Annotated in this window: 21 protein-coding genes and 1 pseudogene; 16 read left to right on the forward strand and 6 right to left on the reverse strand. The window is 34.3% G+C overall.

Features of this window, described 5'->3' with window-relative positions:
- Window positions 1-23: 23 nt before the first annotated feature.
- Complete coding sequence (locus DXU93_RS12325; RefSeq protein ID WP_116881601.1) at window positions 24-1160, reverse strand: glycosyltransferase family 4 protein; 1137 nt, start codon at window positions 1158-1160, stop codon at window positions 24-26.
- A 299-nt stretch (window positions 1161-1459) separates the two neighbouring features.
- Here DXU93_RS12325 and DXU93_RS12330 point away from each other — a divergent pair, with 299 nt between their 5' ends.
- The 6 genes and pseudogenes from DXU93_RS12330 to DXU93_RS12350 all read left to right on the forward strand — a co-directional run bounded on the left by DXU93_RS12330 (window position 1460) and on the right by DXU93_RS12350 (window position 6625).
- Window positions 1460-2860: a pyridoxal phosphate-dependent decarboxylase family protein gene (locus tag DXU93_RS12330; protein ID WP_116881602.1), complete on the forward strand. Its 1401-nt coding sequence runs from the start codon at window positions 1460-1462 to the stop codon at window positions 2858-2860.
- Window positions 2861-2956: 96 nt separating this feature from the next.
- A complete protein-coding gene (locus DXU93_RS12335; RefSeq protein ID WP_116881603.1) occupies window positions 2957-4087 on the forward strand; it encodes an extracellular catalytic domain type 1 short-chain-length polyhydroxyalkanoate depolymerase in 1131 nt (376 codons plus the stop codon).
- A 395-nt stretch (window positions 4088-4482) separates the two neighbouring features.
- Window positions 4483-4800, forward strand: coding sequence for an NHL repeat-containing protein (locus DXU93_RS12340; RefSeq protein WP_116881604.1), 318 nt, complete (start codon window positions 4483-4485; stop codon window positions 4798-4800).
- A gap of 12 nt (window positions 4801-4812) precedes the next feature.
- Window positions 4813-4878, forward strand: a pseudogene (locus DXU93_RS15350) (hypothetical protein); the annotation flags it as partial.
- A gap of 5 nt (window positions 4879-4883) precedes the next feature.
- Complete coding sequence (locus DXU93_RS12345) at window positions 4884-5918, forward strand: hypothetical protein (RefSeq protein ID WP_123776132.1); 1035 nt, start codon at window positions 4884-4886, stop codon at window positions 5916-5918.
- A 20-nt stretch (window positions 5919-5938) separates the two neighbouring features.
- Entirely contained in the window at window positions 5939-6625 is a 687-nt protein-coding gene (locus tag DXU93_RS12350) for a T9SS type A sorting domain-containing protein (RefSeq protein WP_116881606.1), read from the forward strand.
- A gap of 136 nt (window positions 6626-6761) precedes the next feature.
- Here the strand turns inward: DXU93_RS12350 and DXU93_RS12355 are convergent, their stop codons facing one another.
- On the reverse strand, window positions 6762-9203 hold the full coding sequence (locus DXU93_RS12355; RefSeq protein ID WP_116881607.1) for a TonB-dependent receptor: 2442 nt from the start codon (window positions 9201-9203) through the stop codon (window positions 6762-6764).
- Window positions 9204-9566: 363 nt separating this feature from the next.
- Between DXU93_RS12355 and DXU93_RS12360 the strand changes: the two genes are divergently transcribed.
- The 3 genes from DXU93_RS12360 to DXU93_RS12370 are packed head-to-tail and all read left to right on the forward strand — an operon-like array spanning window position 9567 to window position 14055.
- Entirely contained in the window at window positions 9567-11273 is a 1707-nt protein-coding gene (locus DXU93_RS12360; RefSeq protein ID WP_116881608.1) for a peptidase domain-containing ABC transporter, read from the forward strand.
- 6 nt (window positions 11274-11279) lie between these two features.
- Window positions 11280-12647 carry an HlyD family secretion protein gene (locus DXU93_RS12365; RefSeq protein ID WP_116881609.1) on the forward strand — a complete coding sequence of 456 codons (1368 nt, stop codon included), beginning with the start codon at window positions 11280-11282 and terminating at the stop codon, window positions 12645-12647.
- A gap of 1 nt (window position 12648) precedes the next feature.
- Window positions 12649-14055 (forward strand): TolC family protein, encoded by a 1407-nt coding sequence (locus DXU93_RS12370; RefSeq protein WP_165851405.1) that lies wholly within the window; start codon window positions 12649-12651, stop codon window positions 14053-14055.
- On the opposite strand, the gene DXU93_RS12375 is transcribed toward DXU93_RS12370, so the two are convergent.
- The gene (locus tag DXU93_RS12375; protein ID WP_116881611.1) at window positions 14052-15758 is read right to left on the reverse strand and encodes an ABC transporter substrate-binding protein; all 1707 of its coding nucleotides are present in this window, start codon (window positions 15756-15758) and stop codon (window positions 14052-14054) included. The two genes, DXU93_RS12370 and DXU93_RS12375, sit on opposite strands and share 4 nt — an antisense overlap.
- A 192-nt stretch (window positions 15759-15950) precedes the next feature.
- Between DXU93_RS12375 and mce the strand changes: the two genes are divergently transcribed.
- Complete coding sequence (gene mce / locus DXU93_RS12380; protein WP_116881612.1) at window positions 15951-16355, forward strand: methylmalonyl-CoA epimerase; 405 nt, start codon at window positions 15951-15953, stop codon at window positions 16353-16355.
- Here mce and DXU93_RS12385 read toward each other — a convergent pair.
- Window positions 16320-16958: an HAD family hydrolase gene (locus DXU93_RS12385; protein WP_116881613.1), complete on the reverse strand. Its 639-nt coding sequence runs from the start codon at window positions 16956-16958 to the stop codon at window positions 16320-16322. The genes mce and DXU93_RS12385 overlap by 36 nt on opposite strands.
- A gap of 79 nt (window positions 16959-17037) precedes the next feature.
- Window positions 17038-17688: a YceI family protein gene (locus DXU93_RS12390; RefSeq protein ID WP_116881614.1), complete on the reverse strand. Its 651-nt coding sequence runs from the start codon at window positions 17686-17688 to the stop codon at window positions 17038-17040.
- Between the two features lie 237 nt (window positions 17689-17925).
- On the opposite strand from DXU93_RS12390, the gene DXU93_RS12395 reads away from it, so the two are divergent.
- The 3 genes from DXU93_RS12395 to truB are packed head-to-tail and all read left to right on the forward strand — an operon-like array spanning window position 17926 to window position 19830.
- Window positions 17926-18816: a cell division protein FtsX gene (locus DXU93_RS12395; RefSeq protein ID WP_116881615.1), complete on the forward strand. Its 891-nt coding sequence runs from the start codon at window positions 17926-17928 to the stop codon at window positions 18814-18816.
- 12 nt (window positions 18817-18828) lie between these two features.
- The gene (locus DXU93_RS12400; protein ID WP_116881616.1) at window positions 18829-19092 is read left to right on the forward strand and encodes a DUF3098 domain-containing protein; all 264 of its coding nucleotides are present in this window, start codon (window positions 18829-18831) and stop codon (window positions 19090-19092) included.
- Window positions 19093-19107: 15 nt separating this feature from the next.
- Entirely contained in the window at window positions 19108-19830 is a 723-nt protein-coding gene (gene truB, locus DXU93_RS12405; protein WP_116881617.1) for a tRNA pseudouridine(55) synthase TruB, read from the forward strand.
- Here truB and DXU93_RS15290 read toward each other — a convergent pair.
- Window positions 19819-19944, reverse strand: coding sequence for a hypothetical protein (locus tag DXU93_RS15290; protein ID WP_262510729.1), 126 nt, complete (start codon window positions 19942-19944; stop codon window positions 19819-19821). The genes truB and DXU93_RS15290 overlap by 12 nt on opposite strands.
- 30 nt (window positions 19945-19974) lie before the next feature.
- Between DXU93_RS15290 and DXU93_RS12410 the strand changes: the two genes are divergently transcribed.
- The 3 genes from DXU93_RS12410 to DXU93_RS12420 all read left to right on the forward strand — a co-directional run bounded on the left by DXU93_RS12410 (window position 19975) and on the right by DXU93_RS12420 (window position 23780).
- Window positions 19975-21864: a TIGR00341 family protein gene (locus DXU93_RS12410; RefSeq protein WP_116881618.1), complete on the forward strand. Its 1890-nt coding sequence runs from the start codon at window positions 19975-19977 to the stop codon at window positions 21862-21864.
- A 127-nt stretch (window positions 21865-21991) separates the two neighbouring features.
- A complete protein-coding gene (queA, locus tag DXU93_RS12415) occupies window positions 21992-23041 on the forward strand; it encodes a tRNA preQ1(34) S-adenosylmethionine ribosyltransferase-isomerase QueA (RefSeq protein WP_116881619.1) in 1050 nt (349 codons plus the stop codon).
- 76 nt (window positions 23042-23117) lie between these two features.
- Complete coding sequence (locus DXU93_RS12420; protein WP_116881620.1) at window positions 23118-23780, forward strand: 2-C-methyl-D-erythritol 4-phosphate cytidylyltransferase; 663 nt, start codon at window positions 23118-23120, stop codon at window positions 23778-23780.
- Window positions 23781-23801 lie beyond the last annotated feature (21 nt).

Below are 23801 nucleotides of genomic sequence, written 5' to 3' on the forward strand. Positions count from 1 at the left end.
TTTCATCCGATACCTATCGGATTTTAGTTTTTCATTTTTCGTTCCTCATTCATCATTCTCAAAATCGCCTTCCACAAATCCCTCGCAGTATAATCCCAAGAGAAATCTTCTGATCTTCTTAAGCCTTTTTCGATTAAGGAAATCCTTAGGTTTTCATCTGTTAAAATCATTTCAAGTTTTTCTGCAATGTCGTCAACAGAAAATGGATCGCAATAAAGTGCCGCATCGCCACCAATTTCAGGAAGAGAGGTTTTATTTCCTGCCAATACTGGAACACCCGATTGCATTGCTTCAATCAATGGAATTCCAAAACCTTCAAAATAACTCACAAATGCCAAACAAGAAGCACTTCCCATAATGTTGGCCAATTCGACTAACGCCACATGTCCAGTGAAATGGACAAACTTTTCTAAGGATTGATCAACGTTTACGGCTTGACTATTCCACATCGGTTCTCCAACGATCAATAATTGATGGTCAGTTCTTCCTTTAGATTTTAAACTGGAATATGCTTCAATCAATCGTTGAACATTTTTACGCTTGTGAATCGCTCCAACGAAAAGAATAAATGGCTTTCCTTTTGTATATTGATCTCGAATTTTTTGACCTTGACTTTCTTCTATCTGTTTAAAAACAGGTGAAACACCGTTGTAGGTAACATCAATTTTTTCTTCTGGAATTCCGTAAGTTTTTACAATATCCTTCTTTGAAAACTCAGAAACAGTGCATATTCTTGCTGCTTTTTTTGCGAATATTGGAAATCTTTTTTTGAAAAATTTTAATACCGATTTTGGAACATCCTGTGGATTATGTTCAAAATTTAAATCGTGAATTACTGCCAATTGTGGAATTTCCGTTTTTAGTGAAATATAACCATCAGGTGAGACAAAAAGATCACATTTGTGTTTTTTTAATGCTTTCGTGATGGAGTAATCAAACCAAATTCGTTGTAAAATAGGGTGTCTAGCTGGTGGTGGAACAACAACTGGAGTAATATTGTCTGCAAAGACAAATCGGTCATCAAAAGGTCTGTCGAAAAAGAAAACAAATTCATGTTCAGGGTGTTGCTGAGTTATTCTCAACATTGTTTCGTAGGTATACCACCCAAAACCCTCCATTTTGTTTTTCAACAAAAACCTTGTATTTACGCCAATTCTCATAAGTTAAGTGCGCAAAGATATTAAAATAAGTGATTTTAAGAGCCTGAGCGTTTGATATGCGTTGACAATAATTAAAGAACAATAGGGGGAATATTTACAAGATAAAAAATAGGGGGCTACAGAACTTTTTTTATTGATAACTTTTGTCAAAAATGATCTACTTGTCCTTAACGTTAATTTAAGTTCTTATCCTCAGTTCACTCATCCAACTTCCAACTAAAAAGCGTATTTTTGTGCTTTGATTTTTAAGGGAACATGCTAACTAAAATTTTCAATGTTCTCTAATACAGTTTAAAACTATGGAAAAAGCATTAGCCGATTTTCAATCTCTTGCAAAGCAACTATTGGCCGACGAAAAAGTGAATCCAATGGCAGAATTTATTCCTGCTGAAGAATTGTTTGATCGTTTAGACTTATCATTAAATGAGGAAGGAATAGATGATGAAACGCATTTAGAAAAGTTAAAGGAATTGATTATTGCTACTCCTAGAACAGCTACGAATGCTTTTTTTAACCAACTCTATGGAGGAAGAAATGAAAAAGCTGTTCTCGGTGAATTGCTGGCTGTACTTTTAAACAACAGCATGTACACTTATAAAGCTGCTGGACCACAAATAGGTGTGGAAAAGGCAGTAATTCAAAAGGTAGTTGACATTATTGGTTGGGGTGAGAATGCCGGAGGAGCCTTTGCTACCGGTGGCTCAATGACAAATTTTATGTCTATGTTGATGGCGCGAGATGCTGCAAATGGCAAAATTAGATTTCAAGGCGTTCAACAAAAAATGACTGTTTACACTTCGATAGAATCACATTACAGTATTCCAAAGAATGCTTCCTTTTCAGGAATAGGTCGAGATAATGTACGGTATATTCCAGTGAATAAAGTAGGGGAGATGAACCCTGAAGATTTAGATAAAGCAATCGCAAAAGATATAAATGATGGATTTACCCCAGTTTTGGTAAATGCAACGGCTGGAACAACTGTGCTTGGAGCATTTGATAACGTAGAGCAAATTAGTGCTGTTTGTCAAAAATATAATGTTTGGATGCACGTAGATGGAGCATATTGTGGTTCTGTCATTTTTAGTGAAAAATATAAACACTTCCTAAAAGGCTTAGAACACGTGAATTCATTTAGTTTCAATGCCCACAAAATGATCGGAACACCATTGACGTGTTCAATGATCTTTGTAAAAGATAAAAAGCATTTACGCGATTCTTTTGCCAATGAAGCCGAATACCTTTTCCAAACGGATGAGGATGAATTTAATTTAGGTAAAACCTCGCTCCAATGTGGTAGAAGAAACGATGCCCTAAAGTTCTGGACATTTTGGAAAAGCGTTGGAACAAAAGGTCTAGAAAAACTTGTAGATCATCAATTTGCATTAGCAGATACAGCGCGTGACTATATTAAAAATCATCCCGATTATACATTTTATAGTTTTGACGATTCTATTTCAGTGTGCTTCAATTACAAAAAAGTTTCGCCTCAAAAATTGTGTACCGCGCTTTATGAAAAGGAAAAATTAATGGTAAGTCACGGTACTTTTCAAGAAAATGACTTTGTAAGGTTTGTTACCATCAATGGTCAAAATAAACATGAAGATATCCTTGCCTTTTTCAAAACTTTGGAAGCCTTTGTTGATGAGAACTACAATGAGTTGGTGGCGTCAAAGTCTATCGGAGAAACATGTGAATAAAATCGAGGTTTTCAAAAAGGTTTTCATGAAGCTAAAGTATTGAGTATTCTTCATTTTCATATTTAATTTGTAATTTCATCATGAAATTCCATTATCATGAAACAAATACTTTTTTTTCTCTCCGTTTTAACTGCTGCGTTTTCAATTGCACAGACGGGAACACAATCTACCTCTAGTATACAACATGATGGCAAAACGCGTGAATATATTTTATATGTTCCGCAGATGTATGACGGACAAACAGCTGTTCCGTTAGTGCTAAACTTACATGGATTAGGTTCATCGATGAATGAACAAATAATTTACGGAGAATTCCGTGAAATTGCTGATACTGCCAATTTTATTTTGGTTACGCCGAATGGCTTACTTAACACTAGTAATCAAAGACATTGGAATTTTTTCGTTACAAATGGGGAAGATGATTTAGGATTTCTTTCGAAATTAATCGATTCTATTGCTGGGCAATATGCTATTGATGAAGACCGTGTTTATTCTACTGGAATGAGTAATGGTGGTTTTATGAGTTACCATTTGGCCTGTGAATTAGAAGATAAAATTACAGCCGTAGCTTCTGTTACTGGAACTATGATTGCAAATCAAGCGGCAGGCTGTAATCCAACAAAACCAATTCCAACGATGTTAATTCATGGTACGAACGATCCAGTTGTGCCATATGGCGGAAATGGTATTTTCCTCCCGGTAGATGATGTTTTAAATCATTGGATTGGAATAGCTGGGGCTGATGAAACTCCTATTATGACGCCAGTTCCGGATATTGACAACACGGATGGCTGCACCGCAGAACATTATCTTTATGCCAATGGAACCAATGGTGCAACAGTAGAACATTACAAGATTATCGGGGGTGGACATTCTTGGCCTGGAGCTTTAGTTGATGTCGATGTTACTAACCACGATTTCGATGCGAGCATTGAAATATGGAGGTTTTTTCGTCAGTACAATTCGGCAGATTTACTGTCAATTGCTGATGAAAATAAAATAGATAATACATTAAAGATATATCCAAATCCTTCAACAGGCGCAATTCAAATTGAAACAGATCAAAAAGTTGATAAAATTGATGTCGTAAATACACAAGGAAAAACAGTTGCGACATTCAAAAATATTCAAAAATCACTCGAAATTTCGAATTTGAATAATGGTGTTTATTTCGTGAAAATTCATTCTGAAGAAAAGGTAGTAACCAAAAAAGTAATTGTTCAATAAATTTAAATTCGCCTCCTCGAATACCGAAGATAGCTGAATTCGATTAATGAAAAACTAAAATCCGATACCTAACGGATTTTAGTTTTTCATTTATATCTTCGTTAGAGAATCCGTACCCTCCAGGTTCCATCGCAACTTAAATATTCGTTAACCAGTAGTTATCGGATGAAGGTGTATCGAGAAGCAGTGCGATCCAATAAATTCCTACCTCGACTATATAATCTACGTATTAATGCAAGTGGATGACTTTTAACAACTTAAAATTTGGCTATTGCTAATTTATTCCTAATTTAGTACATAATTTTAACACTATTAATTATGAACTACGCACACACACACACAGCGCTAATGGAAAGTCGCTATTATTCTGGTTAATTTCATTAAACCTAATTTTTATGTTTTCTGTCAACCAACTTTTTGGTCAAAATCAGATTTATTTTTCTGAAAATTGGATGGAAGAAGGTGGCGAGGCTACACTATTTTACAAAAACACTACCGCAACTGATGGGTTGGGGCATGTTTATATGGCAGGTTCGTCCATTATTTTAAGTGGAAATCACGATATTATTTTGCAAAAGTTTGATCCAGACGGAAATCTTCATTGGGAACAAACTTTTAATGGTGCAGCTAATATGGATGATTTTGCTGCTGATTTGTTTGTTGATGATGACAATAATGTTTTTGTAACAGATACGGCAATTGATGATATTTAAGAATTAACGAATGGACTCTATTTCTGTAATTTTATTGATGGAAATGAACAAGTTACCAAAAAAATTATTAAACAATAAAAGTTATGAAATTATCTATTTATATATTTTATTTTGCCATGATTGCAATTGTTTTTTTCTCTTGTAAAAAAGAAAAGCTAAATTCTGGATCATGTGGCGAAGCTGAAGTAGAATGGGTGGACACCTTAAAGTGTGAAGAGTATGCCTCGGATAGTATGACTATAATTTCTCATGGATGGGGAAGATACCAATATCGTACACCTTATTTTAATCCCAATAATTCAAATGAGTTTATTTATAGTTTTTATGATTACGAAAACAATATTCAACAATTGATTAAATATAATATACTAACTAAGCAAAAGCTTGTTCTTGCTAATTTGGGTATTTATAATCAACCAAAATGGAATGAAAATGGTTGGATTGCTTTTAGCAATATGCATCATGTCCATGTGGTAAAAGAGGATGGTAGTGATTATAGACAGGTTTCAACTTCAACCCAGAACACATTTCCTTTCTGGGTTGGAGACGATTTGTATTGGGACCATTCTCCGTCATCAAGTTCTGGATTTGAATTAAGACAAAATATTAACCAACTTATTAATGATACAGTCGGTTTTAGCACAACAATATTTACTGCAGATGTTATAAATAATAAGATCCTAACTGTAACAAATATTGAATCTAGTGCTAATCCATCAACTTACTATGGGATATACGACCTAGATATTCTTCACTTCTTTAGTAGAGATAGTTTCAATGTTATAACAGAATTTTCAAAGTCGCTAACAGGACTCGCATGGCACCCATCAGGCGAGTACTTCTACTCAACAACTGGCTATCAAGGAAACAATGGAAATGGAGGTTTGTATAAAATAACTTTAAGCGGTCATGAGGAAAAAATAATGGACTTTTGTCAAAGTAAGCAATATTCAAATATTTCTTGTTCAGCTGATGGGAAGTACCTTATTGGAGAAAGAACAGCAGCTAAACTTGTCGAAATGGAATCTTGGCCAGGGGCTGGTAAAATTGTTCAGAACTCTACAATTTGGTTAATTAATACAGAGACTTTGGAAGAGACTAAAATTAATTTGGAGTAGATAATTTTTTAACAGTAATTATGGGAAAACAGATAATAATATTTTGGTTAATACTTTTTACGTGTATTTTGATTAAAAATAATGTAACTGCACAAAATATTCAATATCCATTAGTTGATAGTGTTAAAGTAATACCCGAATTTCCATCAGAATATGTGGATCAGTTAAAAGCAGTGGTCTATTCTAAAAACAAACGAACTAATTGCGAATTAGATAGCATATATTTTACTTTTTCACATTCAGGAAATTATATTTATTTACGCGCTAATTATTCAACAGAAAACATAGAAATAGAATGTTTTAGAGTGGATACTATTCCTTTAATAGGGTTTCATAAAGGGGATCATACTTTGCACCTATTCGCTAGAACCTATTCTGATATTGAAACATTAGTTGATACCACCCTTGTTGACTTCACTGTTTATGAAGACCTTAGTTTAAAAACAGAATCTTCTTTCTCAAATATAAATCTCTACCCCAACCCAATTCAAAACCAGCTCAACTTCACAATAAGCACAAATGCATCAAAAATGGAAGTTGAAATTTATGACTTAAGTGGAAAGCGAATCTATAATCAGGAGTATAATCATATCGGAGAAGGTAAGTTGCAAAATGTAATAGATGTTTCTACATTGCGAAAAGGGATTTACTTCTGTAAGTTTTCAAACGGAACAAAAGTGGTTATCAGAAAATTCGTGAAGGAATGATTATTAATGAAAAAATGAAAGTGAAAAGTGAAAAATTGAATTTTACCGAATTTTTCACTTTTCATTTTTAGTTTTTCATTTATATCTTCGTAAGAGAGTCCGCATTCTCCAGGTCCCAAAACATGACAAAAATTCATTATTTCCTTCTTTTAGATAAACTAAAATCAACCTTATAATAGAATATAGGTAAAAATCCGAGTTGATAACGTTCCGCTATTGGTTCAGCAGATGGATCTGTTAAACTTGGTGCATAGCTCAAGGCCAAAATATTCTCTGTATTTAAAATGTTCACCAAATCCAATCCTATTTCATGGGTCAATTTATCCGTATTCAATACATAGGTAACTTTTAAATCTAAACGGAAGTAATCCTTAAACTGTCGGGTGTTGAACAATGAATCTTTAAACACCAATTCGTTGTTGATTTGTGTTTGTGCAACATCAACATATCCATATCTTCTTCCTCCAGCAGCAGTAACTTTAAATCCTGCCGAAATTTTGTTTCTGTCGTTGATTTTAATCTCTTTACCAGCTAAGAAATTTACAGCGTAATTTCCGTTAAAGTCAGTATTTCGCTCAATTCCGTCACTTCCTTTATACTTTGATTCGAAAAGTGAACCCGTAGCCATAAAGTAGAATGACTTATTGAAGAATTTTTGCACGGTTAATTCCACACCGTAGTTTTCTCCTGTTCCTTCATTAACGAGTTCGTCTGGGAAAAAACGTTGGAAACCTGATCCTTGATTAATCAAACTGAACGAAGAAGAATAAATGTCAACTGGAATGTTGTATAAATACTGGTAATATACTTCTGATTTAATAGATAGGTTATTCTTGAAGCTTTTCTGATATCCAAGCGCACTATGGAAACTACGCGTAAAGTCCATGTCTTCATTAAATCGTTGCGTGTTTCCTGTTAAATCGGTTTGCTGATAAGTATATTGGTAGGTAGGTTGCATTTGTGAGTGCATTCCTGCTCCAGCGCTCACTTGATTTCCGTTTTTCATGCGCCATTGCCAACCAATTCGTGGTTCAGCATAACTCCAACTGTCGCTCATTGAGAAGTATTGACTGTGAATACCAGCCGTGAAATCCATTTTCTCATTTACCCTCCATTTATATTGAACAAAAGGTTGAACAAGCATACTAAAACCTTCGTAATCATGACGGGTTTGAAATGCTGTGTGCGAAACATCCAAAGCAGAGTCATTATTTTTAATATAATATCCATCAAGGTTTATTCCCGCTCGAATAATGTTACGGGTATTAATTTTATGATTTAAACTCGCAAAAAGCGCTGTTTTATAGGTTTGAAATTTGTAACCCATCAATTGGTAGATCGAATCAGTTCTTATTTGAAACGTTTCCTCTCCATCTACAACACTAGTGTCTAAGCTTCTTTCAAGGTAGTCATGTCTTGATTTTTGCTGATCAAAACTTTGTGCTAGCGTTGCTTTGAAAAATGTGCTTTTCGAAATTGGTTTTTTATAAGTTAAACCTACAGTTGCCATTGCTGTTCCAAAATATTGGTCTCTATCTCCTTCTCCAAAAGCTTCCTCGGAAACCTCTGTTTGTTCGGAGATTTTAATGGCAATATCTGAAGCACCGCCAATTCCAAAAACGCCTAAGTTTCCACCATTTTTTAATGGAAAAGAAAACTTAAATGCACCATCTCCATAGGTCGGAACGGCATCTGTTCCAATTGTGATATTCATGGCTTGGAAAATACTCAAGGTACTGTAACGTCCCATTACTAAGTAACTAGACCTTTTGTCTTTATTGATTGGACCTTCTGCTAATACTTCTGTTCCTAAAAACCCAAATTGTCCTGTAAATTCATGCTTTTCTGTATTTCCATTTCTCAATTTTAAATCAAAAACTCCTGAAATCGAATTACCATAATCAGCTGGAAATGCCGACATAAAAAAGTCTGAATTGGCTAATATTTTATTGTTTAGAATCGCCACCGGACCTCCTGTTGAACCCGATGTAGCAAAGTGATTTGGATTGGGTAAATCTATTCCTTCCACCTTCCATAACAATCCAATCGGAGAGTTTCCTCGTACAACAATGTCATTTCGTGAATCATCTGCTCCTTGAACTCCAGCAAAATTACTCGCCATACGCGCGGGATCACCTCGAGAACCTGCATATCGATTGGTTTCTTCAACGCTAAATTGACGTGCTGAAATAGTGGCCATTTCATTGTTGATTCTTCCGGCTTTGTTTCCAACAATATTGACCTCTTCAGTAGTTTGAATATTCTCGTGAAGCTTAATGTTCACAATGCTTTCACGTCCTGAGTTTACAGTCACAGTCGTACTGCTTGTTTTATAAGAAGTATAAGTTGCTGTTAATTGATATTTTCCAATTGGCACATCTTTAAAGCTAAATCTTCCATCAAGGTCAGTCATGTTTCTCAAAACAACTGTAGAGTCTGAAGAAACCAAAGAAAGTTTGGATCCTATTAATGGATATTGTGATTCAGAATCCACAACAGTTCCTTTAACTGTTTGAGATATTTGACTAAGTAGGGGCAATGAGATTAAACAAAAAACTAGACTTAAATACTTATACATAGCTTTATTTTAAATTCGCTTCGCTGAGACTTCGTGTTCAAAAATAGATAGAATTATGGTTTTTTAACTTTTTGGCGCTGTTTTTTTAAGAAACGGTGAACATGAGGTTTACAAAATGTTAAAAAAATCTACTTTTTGTATTTTAGTTATCGTATTTCTTTCTACTTAAAATTTCTAAAAATATTTTTGGTGTTTTTAAAACAAAATAGCCCAAAGTACTGTATATTTTAAAGTTATTAGAAGGTCTCACCTATGAAATCATCTAATATTCAACAATAAAAACTGACAATACCAACTTGCTTGTGACTAAAATCAAGCAATCTGTAACTTAAAGGGCTAGGTTGCAGAGATAAACTGTATAGAATGAGTGAAAAACTATCAAAGACTGCGAGATTTTGGAGGCTGATTAAGTCGGATGCAAAGGAAATTCGAAATGTTTATTATTACTCCTTTTTTGTTGGTCTTATCGGACTTTCGTTGCCTTTAGGGATCCAGGCGATTATCAATTTAATTCAAGGTGGGCGTATCAGCTCTGCTTGGGTAGTAATGGTGGTTGTGGTTGTGCTTGGAGTCGCATTTAGTGGTGTGTTACAAATTCTTCAATTGCGGGTGACTGAGAACATACAGCAACGTATTTTTACGCGAGCGGCTTTCGAATTTTCATACCGAATTCCTAAGGTGAAATTAGAAAAACTGTTTTACAATTATGCACCTGAACTCATCAATCGTTTCTTTGATGTAATGACCATTCAAAAAGGATTGTCAAAATTGATTATTACAATCTCTACTGCTGGTATTCAGGTGATATTAGGGCTTTTACTACTTTCTTTATACCATCCTTTTTTTATCATCTTTAGTTTTGCCCTGATTCTTATACTATTCCTGATTTTTAAATTTACTGGAAAGAAGGGGTTGGATACAAGTATTAAAGAGTCTCATCATAAATATAAATTAGCACACTGGTTGGAAGAAATAGGGAGAGCAAGTATCTCTTTTAAATTGGCTGGGGATTCAATTTATAACCTTGACAGAACAAATATTCACGCCGATAACTATATCAATGCACGAGAAAAACACTTTAAGGTATTGATTTCACAATACAGTTTATTGGTCATTTTTAAAATTCTAGTTGCTACAGGTTTGTTAGCTATCGGGGGAATGTTGGTGATGGAACAGCAGATGAATATTGGCCAATTTGTTGCAGCGGAAATCATAATTGTGATGATTATAAACTCAGTTGAAAAATTGATTCGAAATTTAGATGTCGTTTATGATGTGATCACAGCAGTTGAAAAGGTGGCTGAAGTTACAGATCTAGATTTAGAAAATACGGATGGACTTGATTTGGATGAAAGCTGTAATGGTAAAGGACTTATCGTCAAGATGAATGACGTTACTTTTAAATATCCGCATAGTAAATTTACTACCATTAATAACATTTCCTTGGATGTTAAGGAAAATCAGAGTGTGGTCATTACAGGAAGTAACGGTTCAGGTAAAAGTACCTTGTTACATTTAATTGCTGGGTTATACGACCTAGAACGTGGAACCATATCCTATAATAACTTACCATTAGGAAATTTAAATCTAGACTCCTTGAGAAATGTTATTGGAGCAAGTTTAAACAGTGAAGATTTGTTTTATGGAACCATTCAGGAGAACATTACAATGGGAAGAAGTAAAGCAAGCTTTGCTAATGTGGAATGGGTCATAGAAAAGGTTGGACTTTCTGATTTTATACAGCAATTACCAAATGGTTACAATACACTTATTTTCCCAAATGGGAAGACCTTACCTAAAAGTGTCGTTCAAAAACTATTAATTGCAAGAAGTATTGTTGATAAACCCAAGCTCCTGTTACTCGAATATTCACTTGAACATTTGAATTTTCCAGATAAAATGAAAATTATGGATTTCATTTATGATAAATCAAACAATTGGACGGTTATAGCAATTTCGAAAGACCTTGAAGTAGCCAGAAAAAGTGACAATGTAATTATTATGAATGAAGGTAGAATTACTGCTCAAGGAACTTATGACGAGTTGGAGGTAGAATTGAATAAATTATAAACAAATATGCTGAACATTTCTAAAACAACAATTTCTAGAAAAATTGATAAAGCTAAGTTTTCATCTTTAAAGAAAACTGAAGGGAGATTGGCGCATAAAATTTTACCTCGAATATTAATCTCACTTTTGATTTTATTCATCATCTTTTTATTCGTTCCATGGACACAAAATATTAGAGCCACTGGAAAAGTAAATACACTTAATCCGGCTCAACGTCCGCAAATGTTGAATTCTGTAATTCCAGGAAGGGTAGAAGAGTGGTATGTTCAAGAAGGCGAATTCGTTAAGAAAGGTGATACTATTTTAAAAATTTCAGAAGTTAAAAGCAATTACTTTGACCCTGAGTTGTTAGATCGTGCAAAAGAACAGGTTTCTGCAAAAGAGGGAGCTGTGGAGGCCTATAAAGAAAAGGTTGAAGCCTTGGATAATCAGGCCAATGCTTTAAAAAATATGTTGCAATTGCGATTGGAGCAAGGACAAAATAAATTAAAACAAGCCCGACTGAAAGTGGCTAGTGACAGTATAGATTTGGTCGCATTTAAAATCAATCAGGAAACAGCCAAACAACAATTGGATCGTTTTGAAAAGTTGTATGATGAAGGATTGAAATCTAAAACAGATTTAGAAAATAGAAATCTTAAATATCAAGAAGCTTTAGCTAAAAAAGTAGCTGTAGAAAATAAGCTTTTAACGAGTCGAAATGAACTAATCAATGCTAAAATCGAATTGGCTAGCATTAGAACAGAATACGAAAACACTATTGCGAAAGTAAATGCAGACAAGTCTACAGCGCAATCAAATCAATTCGACGCAGAAGGTCAAGTAGCCAAGCTTCAAAACCAATACATGAATTATTCTGTTCGTCAAGGAATGTATTTCGTGACTGCACCTCAAGATGGATATGTGACACAAGCAACAACTTCTGGAATTGGAGAATTAATCAAAGAAGGTCAGCAAATTGTGAGTATAATGCCAGCAGATTATCAATTGGCTGTCGAAATGCTCGTTCGTCCACTTGATTTGCCCTTAATCAAAAAAGGTCAGCCTGTAAGAATCCAATTTGATGGATGGCCTGCATTAGTGTTCTCTGGATGGCCAAATACAAGTTATGGAACTTATGCTGGAGAAGTTTTCGCTATCGATAACTTTGCAAACAATCAAGGACTCTTCAGAGTTTTAGTCATTCCAGATGATGATGGATATCCTTGGCCAGATGAAATTAGAGTTGGTGGTGGAGCAAACAGTATGTTGTTACTGAACGATGTTCCTGTTTGGTATGAGCTGTGGCGTCAGTTTAACGGATTCCCACCAGATTATTACAAAAGTCAAGCAACAAAAAATAAAGCAGGTACTTCTAATCAAAAAGCGAATTAATATGAGTGCAATTTTAAAACTTCTCTTATTGATGAAACTGTGTTGTTCATTTCCTTTTTTGTTTGCTCAAGACAGTCTTCAATCATTTGGTTTTGATGATTACTTGACGATCGTGAAAAAGTTTCACCCTTTGGCAAAACAAGCAGAATTACAAACGGAACTTGGTGCTGCAGAACTAATGTATTCCAAAGGAGGATTCGATCCAAAAGCATTTGGTGATATCAACCAAAAATATTTTGATGACAAACAGTATTATAGTTTAATTGATGCTGGATTGAAAATACCCACTTGGTTTGGTGTTGAAGTTTATTCAGGATATGAACAAGGAGAAGGTGTAAATATTAATCCGCAGCGCTATACTCCAGATGAAGGTTTGGTTTACGCTGGTGTTTCAGTTTCCTTGGGGAAAGGCTTGTTTATGGATGAGAGGAGGGCACAGCTCAAAAAAGCAAAGATTTATAATGAACTTACATTGGAAGAAAGAAGATTGTTAGTAAATGATCTCTTACTAGACGCTTCAAATGTTTATTGGAGTTGGTATGCAGCGGCCCAAAAAATAAAAGTAGTTGAAAAATCAATTGAATTGGCAAAAGTTAGGTTCAAAGGAATTAAAAGTAGTGCTCTGATGGGAGAATCACCAACTATCGATACTTTAGAAGCTTTAATTCAATTGCAGAATAGAGAAATCCTTCTTCAAAATGCCGTTTTAGAATACGAAAATGCTAAAGAAGCACTTAATGTTTATCTCTGGGATGAAAATCAAGTTCCTTTAGAAATTTCTGATCGAATAGAACCACCTTCAAATGAAGAGTTGTTTTCGAAAATTAATGTGCTACAACAAGAGGGGAAAATGGATTCATTGATTCATAATCATCCGTATTTGAAGAAAAATCAACTTTACATTAATCAGTTGGAAATCGAGAGAAGATTGAAGTTAGAACAAATAAAGCCACAAGTTGATTTAAAATACAATGCCATCAACGAACCAGTAAACGGAGATGTTTTTAACGCATATTCCATCAATAATTATAAATGGGGATTAACTTTTTCAATGCCTTTGTTTTTGCGTAAAGGACGAGCTGCGGTAAAAAAAGCTGATGTGAAAATTCAAGATCAAAAATTGGAATTAGAGTACTTGCAAGCAAAATTGAAATCAAGCGTAAATTCTGCTGTGAATACTTGGGAAACAACCCAAACTCAAATCAATATTTATAATCAAACAGTAGTGAATGTTGAAAAACTTGTTGAAGGAGAGCAAAAACGTTTTGATGTGGGTGAAAGTTCATTGTTCTTGGTCAATCAAAGAGAAATGAGTTTAATCAAAGCACAAATAGATTTTATAAAGATGATTGCCAAAAACCAACAGGCCTTCATTAAAGTACAATACAGTTTAGGTGTCCTAGATTAATCTTTTTTCTGCTGTTGCCATTCCTCAGCTGTCCATTCTTTTATGTAAACCTTTTTGAAATTCGGTCTTTCTAATTCATTTATTTCAAAGTTACGTAGGGCTGAAGATTGTATCTTAATCTTTTTATTATGCCATAAAATAATGTAAGGAGGGTTTTTCATTAACTCAGATTCCGCAGCTTCAAAAGCATCATAGCGAGCAACTATATCCTTACTTTTCCTTCCTTTTGAAAGTAACATATCATATTTTTCATTGCTGTATTTCGAAAAATTAATCAATGAAGTAACGCGAGAGTCTTCAGGGATTTTATGACTATTGGCAGTTGTAAGATAACTCTCTGGACTCTTGTTTTTTATGATTTGTGGTGCTTGTGCAATGACATGACTTGTGTCAGATGGATTAGTTTTGACTTCAACCTCAATGTTTAAGGTTTGTGCAAGTTGTTCCGCAATTTTCTGCGCCACCATAAAGTTGGTACTTCCTTTTCTTGGTGAGATAACGATTGTTGGAAATTTATCAATTTTTACGCTTTCCACCCTTCTAAAAAATTGTTTGGCTTTTTGAGCGTCATACACATAATTGTTTTTCGAGGCAATTTCAGTATTGTATCCATTAAATATACCATTTGGAATTAAACCTGAATCATCAATGTCGATGGCTTGGTTATTTAATACCGTTGAAATAATTTCATCGCGGTTGATGGCCAGATTAATCGCTTTTCTGAGGTTGATGTCATGGAATAACGAATCATTAAAGTCGAAATAATAATATTGAGTTGAATACAATGGTTCTCTTGTGAGAAGGTACTTAGGTGGAATACCATTGAATTTTTCTATATTCTCTTCACCCAACATTGCTGACATTTCATGTGGAGGAATGTTTTCAATTAAATGTAGTTTTCCTGACTTAAACATTTTCAATTGTTCAAGTTTGTCTGGTATTAAATGAAAAACAATTGAATCCAAATACGGAAGAGTATTTCCTTCCTGATCAACTTCATGGTAGTTTTCGTTGCGAACTAAAATATATTTTTCCTGATCGTCTTTTTCTTGTGAATTATACTGAAATGGTCCTGTTCCTATAAGTTCTTTTTGATCTTCAAAAGCTTCTTTTGAAACAATACTTGCCATGGGAAGTGATAATTTTGGAAGGAAATTTACATCTCGCTCAAGTAATTCAAGTTGAATAGAATTACCGCTAGCTTTCAGCCCTGTTATATGATCATTGACCTTGTTATAGAAATCATTCGCACCTTTTAACTTGTCTTTAAAGATTAAAAAATAGGCTGTATTTTGATTTTTATCTGTTTTTGTACACGATTGTTCAATTGAAAAAACAACATCCTCTGCCGTGAAAGGAATTTTTTCCTTTTGCTTATTGTTTTGATGGAAGTAAACACTGTCTTTTAGGATGAAAGTAATGAATTTACCATCGGGTGAAATCTGCCATTCTTCCGCTAATCCAGGTTTTGTTTTTAGGGTTTTAGGATCAAGAGCTACAAGTCCTTCGAAAATTTGGCTGTATAATAAAGCTGAATTTAGGCGGTATGAAGATCTTAGATCATCAGTAAATGGCGCTCTATCAATGGCGTAATTTAGTGTTCCACCTTCGAATTTAAACTCTTCCTTGTTTTCGCTTGTACATGCAAATAAAATGCTGAACAGTAAAAAAGTAAGTAATTTTCCTAACGCTGTGTGCCCCATGTTTCGATGTGTAAAAATAATCTGATGAAGTGATGTTTCCCTCTAATTTAAGAACAATAAATTGATTTCATGTTCTTGAGATGTAATTAAAATCAACTTTTGAATATCTTTTTTTGGATAAAATGTTTTGAAAAACTCCGCGCTAAAATCAGATTAATCCTTAATTTCGAGATTGAAAAATAGAGAATAAAGATGAATAAAATAGAACATATAGGAATTGCAGTAAAAGATATGGATAGCGCTATTTCCATTTATGAAAAAATGCTCAATACTGAATGCTACAAAGTAGAAGAAGTGAAGTCTGAAGGAGTTAAAACCGCATTTTTTAAAGTAGGAGAATCTAAAATTGAACTTCTAGAAGCTACAAATCCAGAAAGTCCTATTGCTAAATTTATCGAAAAACGTGGAGTAGGAATGCATCACATTGCATTTGATGTTACAAATATTGAAGAAGAAATCGAACGTCTATTAAACGAAGACTTTCAATTGATTCAAAAAACACCAAAAAACGGAGCAGACAATAAGAAAATTGCCTTTTTACATCCAAAATCAACAGCTGGTTTATTGGTTGAACTTTGCCAAGAGCGAACGGACTAGTTGAATTACGTCTGTTTTCTTAACATCTAATAAGTGGGCGTTGATACCTATTGCTTTTGCTCCTTCAACATGTTGAATTGAATCATCAATGAATAAGGTTTCTTCTGGAGTGAAGTTTTCCTTTTTGCATACTTCCTCAAAGATTTCTGAGTCTGGTTTTCTCATGCCCATGTCACAGCTAAAATACACATGATCAAAATAATCATCTAAGGATTCTATTCCATGCTTCTCCTTTAAATCTTTGTGAAAATAATCAAGGTGAATAGTGTTGGTATTGCTTAGTAAAACAACATTGTAATTTGTTTTTAACTTTTTAAGAAAGGCTAATCTTTCAGCTGGAAAGTTAAGTAACATGGCATTCCATGCATTGGTCACATCTTCTGTAGAAGTGTTCTTAGGTAAAAAAGACATCAGGCCTTTAATGAAATCTCCATCTTTAATCTCTCCTTTTTCAATTTGATTAAATATATCTGTTTGATTGGCTTGGGTGTATAAACTTTGAAAATCTTTTATGCCTAAAGCGGTAAAAGCATCAATTGTCAGTTGATAATTAAGGTTGAGTAAAACTCCACCAAGGTCAAGAATGATGTTTTTAATTTTCATTATTAATGGGATAAAAAAAAGGCTATTCAATTCCTTTTATCGGATAAATAGCCTTTTGGTAAATATTGTTTTAAAGGGATTATACCTTTCCTAAAACAGCTTCTAGATCAAAGTGAATCTCGTTAGAAACTGAACCTTCCTCTGGTTTCTCAGGATTTGGTTGCATTCCTTTCATTTCTGCTTTTGTAAAGTCAATAGTGAAATCACCTTTAATTGTCATTACATCCTCATCTGTATCGATGTTTAATGGAATAGTTCTGTTGATTTCAACACCAGCAACATGTAAAACAATCTCTGCTTGGTCTTCAACGATGTTTAATAACTCTACTTTTGCTTCTCCATACTCTGATGTATTGAAAAAGTCTTCGTTTGATAAGTGACCTTCTAGTTTCCCTTTTCCACTTGTCTCATCCAAATCTTCTACACTGATAGAAGTCATATCAACCGTAAAGCCACCTTTGATATCATCTCCGTTTTGCTTCACTTCTCCAGTATTGAAAGATATTGTTCCGTGGTGTGATTTTCCATCGTTTTCACCACCAACCCATGTTCCAGTCCAAGCGATTTTACTATCGTCTTTCTTTAATTGGTATTCAGCCTTAACAACCTCTTCAGTTTCCTCTGCGTTCACCTCCGTATTGTTTGTTTCTGTTTCAGCTTCTTCAGTTCCTCCACAAGAAGTCAATGATAATGCTGCAAATGCGAAAATTCCGTAAATTACTTTTTTCATTTTAGTATTTTTTATTTTTTGCTAAAATAGCAAAAAAATATGTACCAAGGTATGTAGTCGATTAACAGATTGTGCTGAAGGAGTTAAAGAATTGTAAAATATGTGAAAACAGACAATTAGTGGACTTGGTTCTGCGTTGTTTTCTCTCGTTTTAAAGGTTTTATTCCTTAAGTTATTTCGTTTTATACAATAGCAATATTAGATTATCAAAAAAATCTTTCTAAATTCGTGCGTTAAATGGGAAAGGATATTGAAAAATACGGTAGAAGAGGCTTGCAATCTGGCTATTTATCAGTAGTTGTAGGGATTTCATTGGTGCTTTTTATGCTCGGTCTTGTGCTGGGTGCATACTTCGGGTTGGAGCATACTCAAAATGCTGCTAAAGAAGATATTGAAATCGATTTGTTCTTTAATCCTGATTTGAATGATTCTGATATCAAACTTATCGAACAAGAATTGAAAAGTTGGGAGAATATCAAGTCAGTTTGGTTTGTATCTCCGGAAAGAGCTTTAGAGGTTTTTCAATCGAATGAAGAGGAGGCCAACGAAATTAAAGCAATTTTCAATGACCAAAGTCCATTTCCTCCTTCTGTTTCATTTAATCCCATTGGAAATATCGTAAACAAACAAGGCTTGTTGGAAATTAAGCAGAAAATTCTGTCTACCTATCCTGATCAAGTGGCAGAAGTGAATTACGATGAAAACAGAGTTGAGCAAGTAAACCTAGGATTCCTTCAATGGATTTATTTGTTCGTAGCTATTGGGATTTTGTTGGCTATTATTGCCTTTGCAATGATCAATAATACAATACGTCTTGCGCTTTATTCTAAAAGATTTACAATAAAAACAATGCAACTGGTAGGTGCAAAATCAGGATTCATTAGAAGACCATTTTTATGGAATTCAATTGTTCAAGGCTTATTGTCTGCCGTTGTCGGAATGTCTCTTCTTTTAGGTGTTTTTTATGCCTTAAAAAGTTACATGGAAATCGTAAGTTCAACTTACAATTTTGAAACATTCTTATTATTATTTGGTGTGTTAATTTGCTTGGGTGTATTGATTAGTCTGCTCTCAACTTGGTTTGCACTTAATAAGTATTTAAGGAAAAAATTAGATAACTTATATTAGAAAATATTCAATATGGAAAAAGAAAAAACAACATTCTTATTCAATAAATCGAACTATATCTTACTTATAGCTGGTGTATTGCTTAACGTTATCGGATTCTTATTAATGATTGGCGGTGCTGCGGAAGATCTAAACGAATTTAATGAAGAAGAATTATTCTCTCCTGTACGTCTTACTGTTGCTCCAATCTTAATTATTTTGGGATATGCTGTAATTATTTATAGTATCATGAAGAAACCAAAAATCAGTGACGATACTAAAAAAATCGAGGAGTAATCGTAACATTTTTTTATGGCTGATAAAATCTATCAATTTCGAAAAGGTGAAGTCTTATTGGTAGATAAGCCGCTGAACTGGACTTCTTTTGATGTGGTAAATAAACTACGTTGGAGACTCAGTAAAAAATACGGAATCAAAAGATTTAAAGTTGGTCATGCCGGAACTTTAGATCCTTTAGCCACTGGTTTGTTAATTATCTGTACAGGGAAGAGTACAAAAATAAGTCAAGAGCTTACTTCTGAAGATAAAACATATACTGGAACTTTTTTGTTGGGGAAAACAACGCCAAGCTACGATCTTGAAACAGAATTTGATCAGGAATATCCGCTAGAACATATCACTTCCGAGGCCATAAATGAAGCGGCGGAATCTTTTCAAGGTGATCAAAAACAAACACCGCCTATTTTCTCAGCTAAGAAGGTGAATGGTAAGCGTGCCTATGAATCTGCGCGAAAAGGGATTGATGTCAAGTTAAAAGAAAATGATATCCATATTCATTCCTTTAAAATCACAGCTATTCGTTTTCCTGAGGTAGATTTTGAAATTAAATGTTCGAAAGGAACATATATTCGCTCAATAGCAAATGATTTTGGTAAAGCGCTTGATTCTGGAGCTACTTTAATCGCTTTGAGAAGAACTCAGTCAGGTGAGTTTTTAATTCAAAATTCGAAATCCGTAGAGGAATGGATAGAGATTATTGACGCCAATGAAATGACTGATGAGTTAAGTCAATAGTTTGAATATTAATCCATTCTTCTTCATTCCTTCCTTATCTATTCTTATATTCGTTTGAGTTAATGCGAAAATTTTCTTTGCAATTACCGAATTGTGTTGTATTGCGCATTTCATTGTATGATTTTTTCGACTTAAAGTGAAAACATGGACTCAATTAAGAACGTTTATCTCCTTGCTGATCTCGAAGCACTGGAAAAAGAAAGTGACAAGGCTAAGGAGCATATTTATGAAAACTGTCCACATGTTGTCGATATCAAAGCATTCGACTTAAATATCTTTGACAAAGAAACGCGTGTGCTTTTATTTATTAGTGATGATGAGGTAAAAAAGATAATGCCTGAGTTGGCTGCTACCAACTGTAAAATTGGTTTTTTGCCACATCCTGATGGAAAACAAACCATATCTGGGTATCAAGTTCCGAAAAATTTAATAGATGCTTTTGACGAACTAGTGGAAACTGAGCGCGTTATTCAAACTGGAGTCCTTTGTTGTAATAACGAAGTCGTATTAAACTATGTGGTGATTGGTGAAATGGTTACTTTCTTAACCAAAAAATCGACAGAAAGAGGAATTATTCATCGTTTACGTAGGTTTTACAGTTACCTAAAAAGGTTAGTAAAAATTAAAGCCCTGCCATTTACTTTTCAAACAGAAGATAAGGATCCGGTTGAAACCGCAGCAACGGATGTGTTAATCGTACAATTTGCTCACAACTCCGTCGTTTCTCGTGTGTTCGCTTCCAATGAGTTTACAAGTGAAAAGCTCTTTCATACTTTTATATTCTCACCTAGAAGTGTTTTGCAATTAGTGAAATCTTATGTCATGAAAATGCTTCTAGGAACAGGGCAGAAAAACAGAGATTTTACTTTTCTTAGTCGATTGAAAACAGAGGATTTATGTATTTCATCTAATCAGAAATTTCGTTGCCATATCGATGGAAGAATTTCAAGACAATCACAATTGAATTTCTCTTTTGTTGAAGATTTTAATCATATTCCAAGCGAATCAATAGTTTATGATTTGGAAACAAAGGACCAAAGTGGCGCCAAAAGTTTTCAAACAAAACATTTACCTAAAGGTGGACTGAAAAAAGAAATGGTGCGTAAACATCTACCTTTTATTTCGCATGCTTCAGCAGATGAATACAAAGAGCTTTTTAAACAGCTTAGGGAAAATGCAAGACCTTCTCAAAACTATGTTGTTTTAATGATTTTGTCGGTCATATTAGCTACTCTTGGTGTATTTGCAGATTCTTCTCCTGTGATTATTGGTGCGATGATTTTAGCGCCGCTTATGTCACCTATCATTTCATTTTCGATGGGTGTTTTAAGGCAGGATCGGGAACTCATGAAAAATAGTTTTATTACAATTTTAGTAGGAATTGGGGTAGGATATTTGTTTGCTATTATTTTTACCTTAATTACGCCTTTAACACAACTTAATGGGGAAATCACCTCAAGGATAAAACCCAATATTATTGATTTAGGTATAGCTGTGATTTCTGGAGCTGCAGGAGCATACGCCTATTCGAAAGAAGAAATAGCCAAAACATTGGCCGGAGTAGCGATTGCTGTTGCGTTAGTGCCGCCACTAGCTGTTTCGGGAATAGGTGTTGCATGGTTGAATTTTGATGTGTTTTTCGGAGCTTTTTTACTTTTGATTACCAATTTAACTGGGATGGTCTTGGCGGCTTCTCTCGTGTTTTTACTCACAGGGTATAGTCCTTTTCAATTGGCTAGAAAAGGTATTTTGATATCATTATTTGTTGTTTTGTCTATCAGTATTCCATTGGGTTATGGATTTTTTAAGGTCGTTGAAGAAAATAAAATTATTCGATCGCTGAACGAAACCGAAATTAATGGAATGGTACTTGAAAAAGTTGTAATGGAAACCAGAAGTCCGATGGTTATTTCGTTAGATGTTGTCTCAGATCATGTGCCTGAGGAGGAGGAAATTGATAAGATAAAATATAAAATAGAGAAAATGATTGGTGAAGAAGTTCTGTTGAAAGCTGCTGTCAGAGTAAAAAGATAGCCATCGTTTTGATTTAAAACCATTCCACTTGGTCTGCCTTTTTACATTTGATGGTACTTTAATGTATATTCACATTTATATTTATTACATTTGTAACCCTTAAAAAAAAGAGTACGATTTGAATAAAATGAAACTTTCTGAGTTTGACTTCGAATTGCCCGAAGAGCTCATCGCTAAACACCCTGTTGAAAATAGAGACGAGTCTCGCATGATGGTTATTCATCGTGAAACAGGTGAAATTGAACATCGATTATTTAAAGACGTCATCAATTATTTTGATGAAGGTGATGTAATGGTACGTAATAATACTAAAGTATTTCCTGCACGTTTATACGGTAATAAAGAAAAAACTGGAGCCAAAATCGAAGTATTCTTGCTGAGAGAACTCAACAGAGAATCTTTGTTATGGGATGTTTTGGTAGATCCTGCTAGAAAAATTCGTATCGGAAATAAATTGTATTTTGGAGAAGATGAATCATTGGTTGCTGAGGTAATCGATAATACAACTTCAAGAGGACGTACCTTACGTTTTTTATACGACGGAACTTACGAAGAATTCAAAAACAAGATTGATGAATTAGGAGAGACTCCACTTCCAAAATATATTGATCGTGAAGTTGAACCAGAAGATGCTGAGCGTTTTCAAACAATTTACGCCAAAGAAGAGGGAGCTGTAGCGGCGCCAACTGCAGGGATGCACTTCTCAAAGCAACTACTGAAAAGGTTAGAGCTTAAAGGTATTAGTTTCTCAGAAATCACTTTACATGTTGGGTTAGGGACTTTTAGACCTGTTGAGGTTGAAGATTTAACGAAGCATAAAATGGATTCAGAACAAGCTGAAATCACTCAGGAAGCAGCTGATATTGTGAATAAAGCAAAGAAAAATAAAAAGCGTGTTTGTGCTGTTGGAACAACTTCGATGCGTACAATCGAAACATCTGTTTCTACGGACGGTATGCTAAAACCATACGAAGGTTGGACAAATAAATTTATTTTTCCTCCTTATGACTTTAGTATCGCTGATTCAATGATTACAAACTTTCACACGCCTTCTTCTACATTGTTGATGATGGTGTCTGCATTTTTAGGTCACGAGTTGATGTTGAAAGCATATCAAGAAGCAATAAAAGAGAAGTACAGATTCTATTCTTACGGTGACGTGATGTTGATCCTCTAATCGAAAGATAATCTTATACAAAAATATTAAGTCGTTATTCAGTTTTGAATAGCGACTTTTCTTTTAACTTCGTTTTATGAAAAAATCTGTAATTATAACTGCCGGTGGAATTGGAAAACGAATGGGAAGTGATTTGCCAAAACAATATCTGGAAGTCTGTGGATTGCCCATTTTGATGCATACCATTAATCGGTTTTATGATTACGATAAGACTTTTGAAATAATTATATCCTTGCCTTCTTCATTCATTGGGTTTTGGAAAGAACTTTGTCAAAAGCATGGTTTTGAAATCCCACACTCAATTGTTGAAGGAGGAAAAGAGCGCTATCATTCAATTCAAAATGCTTTGAAAAATGCAACAGGAGAGATTGTTTTAGTACATGATGCTGTTCGACCTTTAGTTAATGACTTCACAATTGAAAATGTAATTAATAAAGCGATTGAAGATGGTGCAGCAGTACCTGTTTTACCCATTAAAAGTACCTTGAGAAAAGGAACTAAAAATGAGAGTAAACATATTGATCGCGCAAATTATTGGGAAGTTCAAACACCTCAAGCCTTTCGTGCTGAAATCCTTCGAGAAGCCTATTTGATAGAATTCTCTTCGAAAGTTACTGATGATGCAAGTTTAGTAGAGGCTTCAGGAAAAAAAGTACAGCTAACCGAAGGAAATGAAGAGAACATTAAGATTACGACACCTTTTGATTTGAAGTTGGTTGAGTTTTTTATGAAAAAATAATAGGATTGATTGATTTTTAGA

This window comes from Brumimicrobium aurantiacum (genome assembly GCF_003402975.1).
In the GTDB taxonomy this organism is placed as follows: Bacteria; Bacteroidota; Bacteroidia; order Flavobacteriales_D; family Crocinitomicaceae; genus Brumimicrobium; species Brumimicrobium aurantiacum.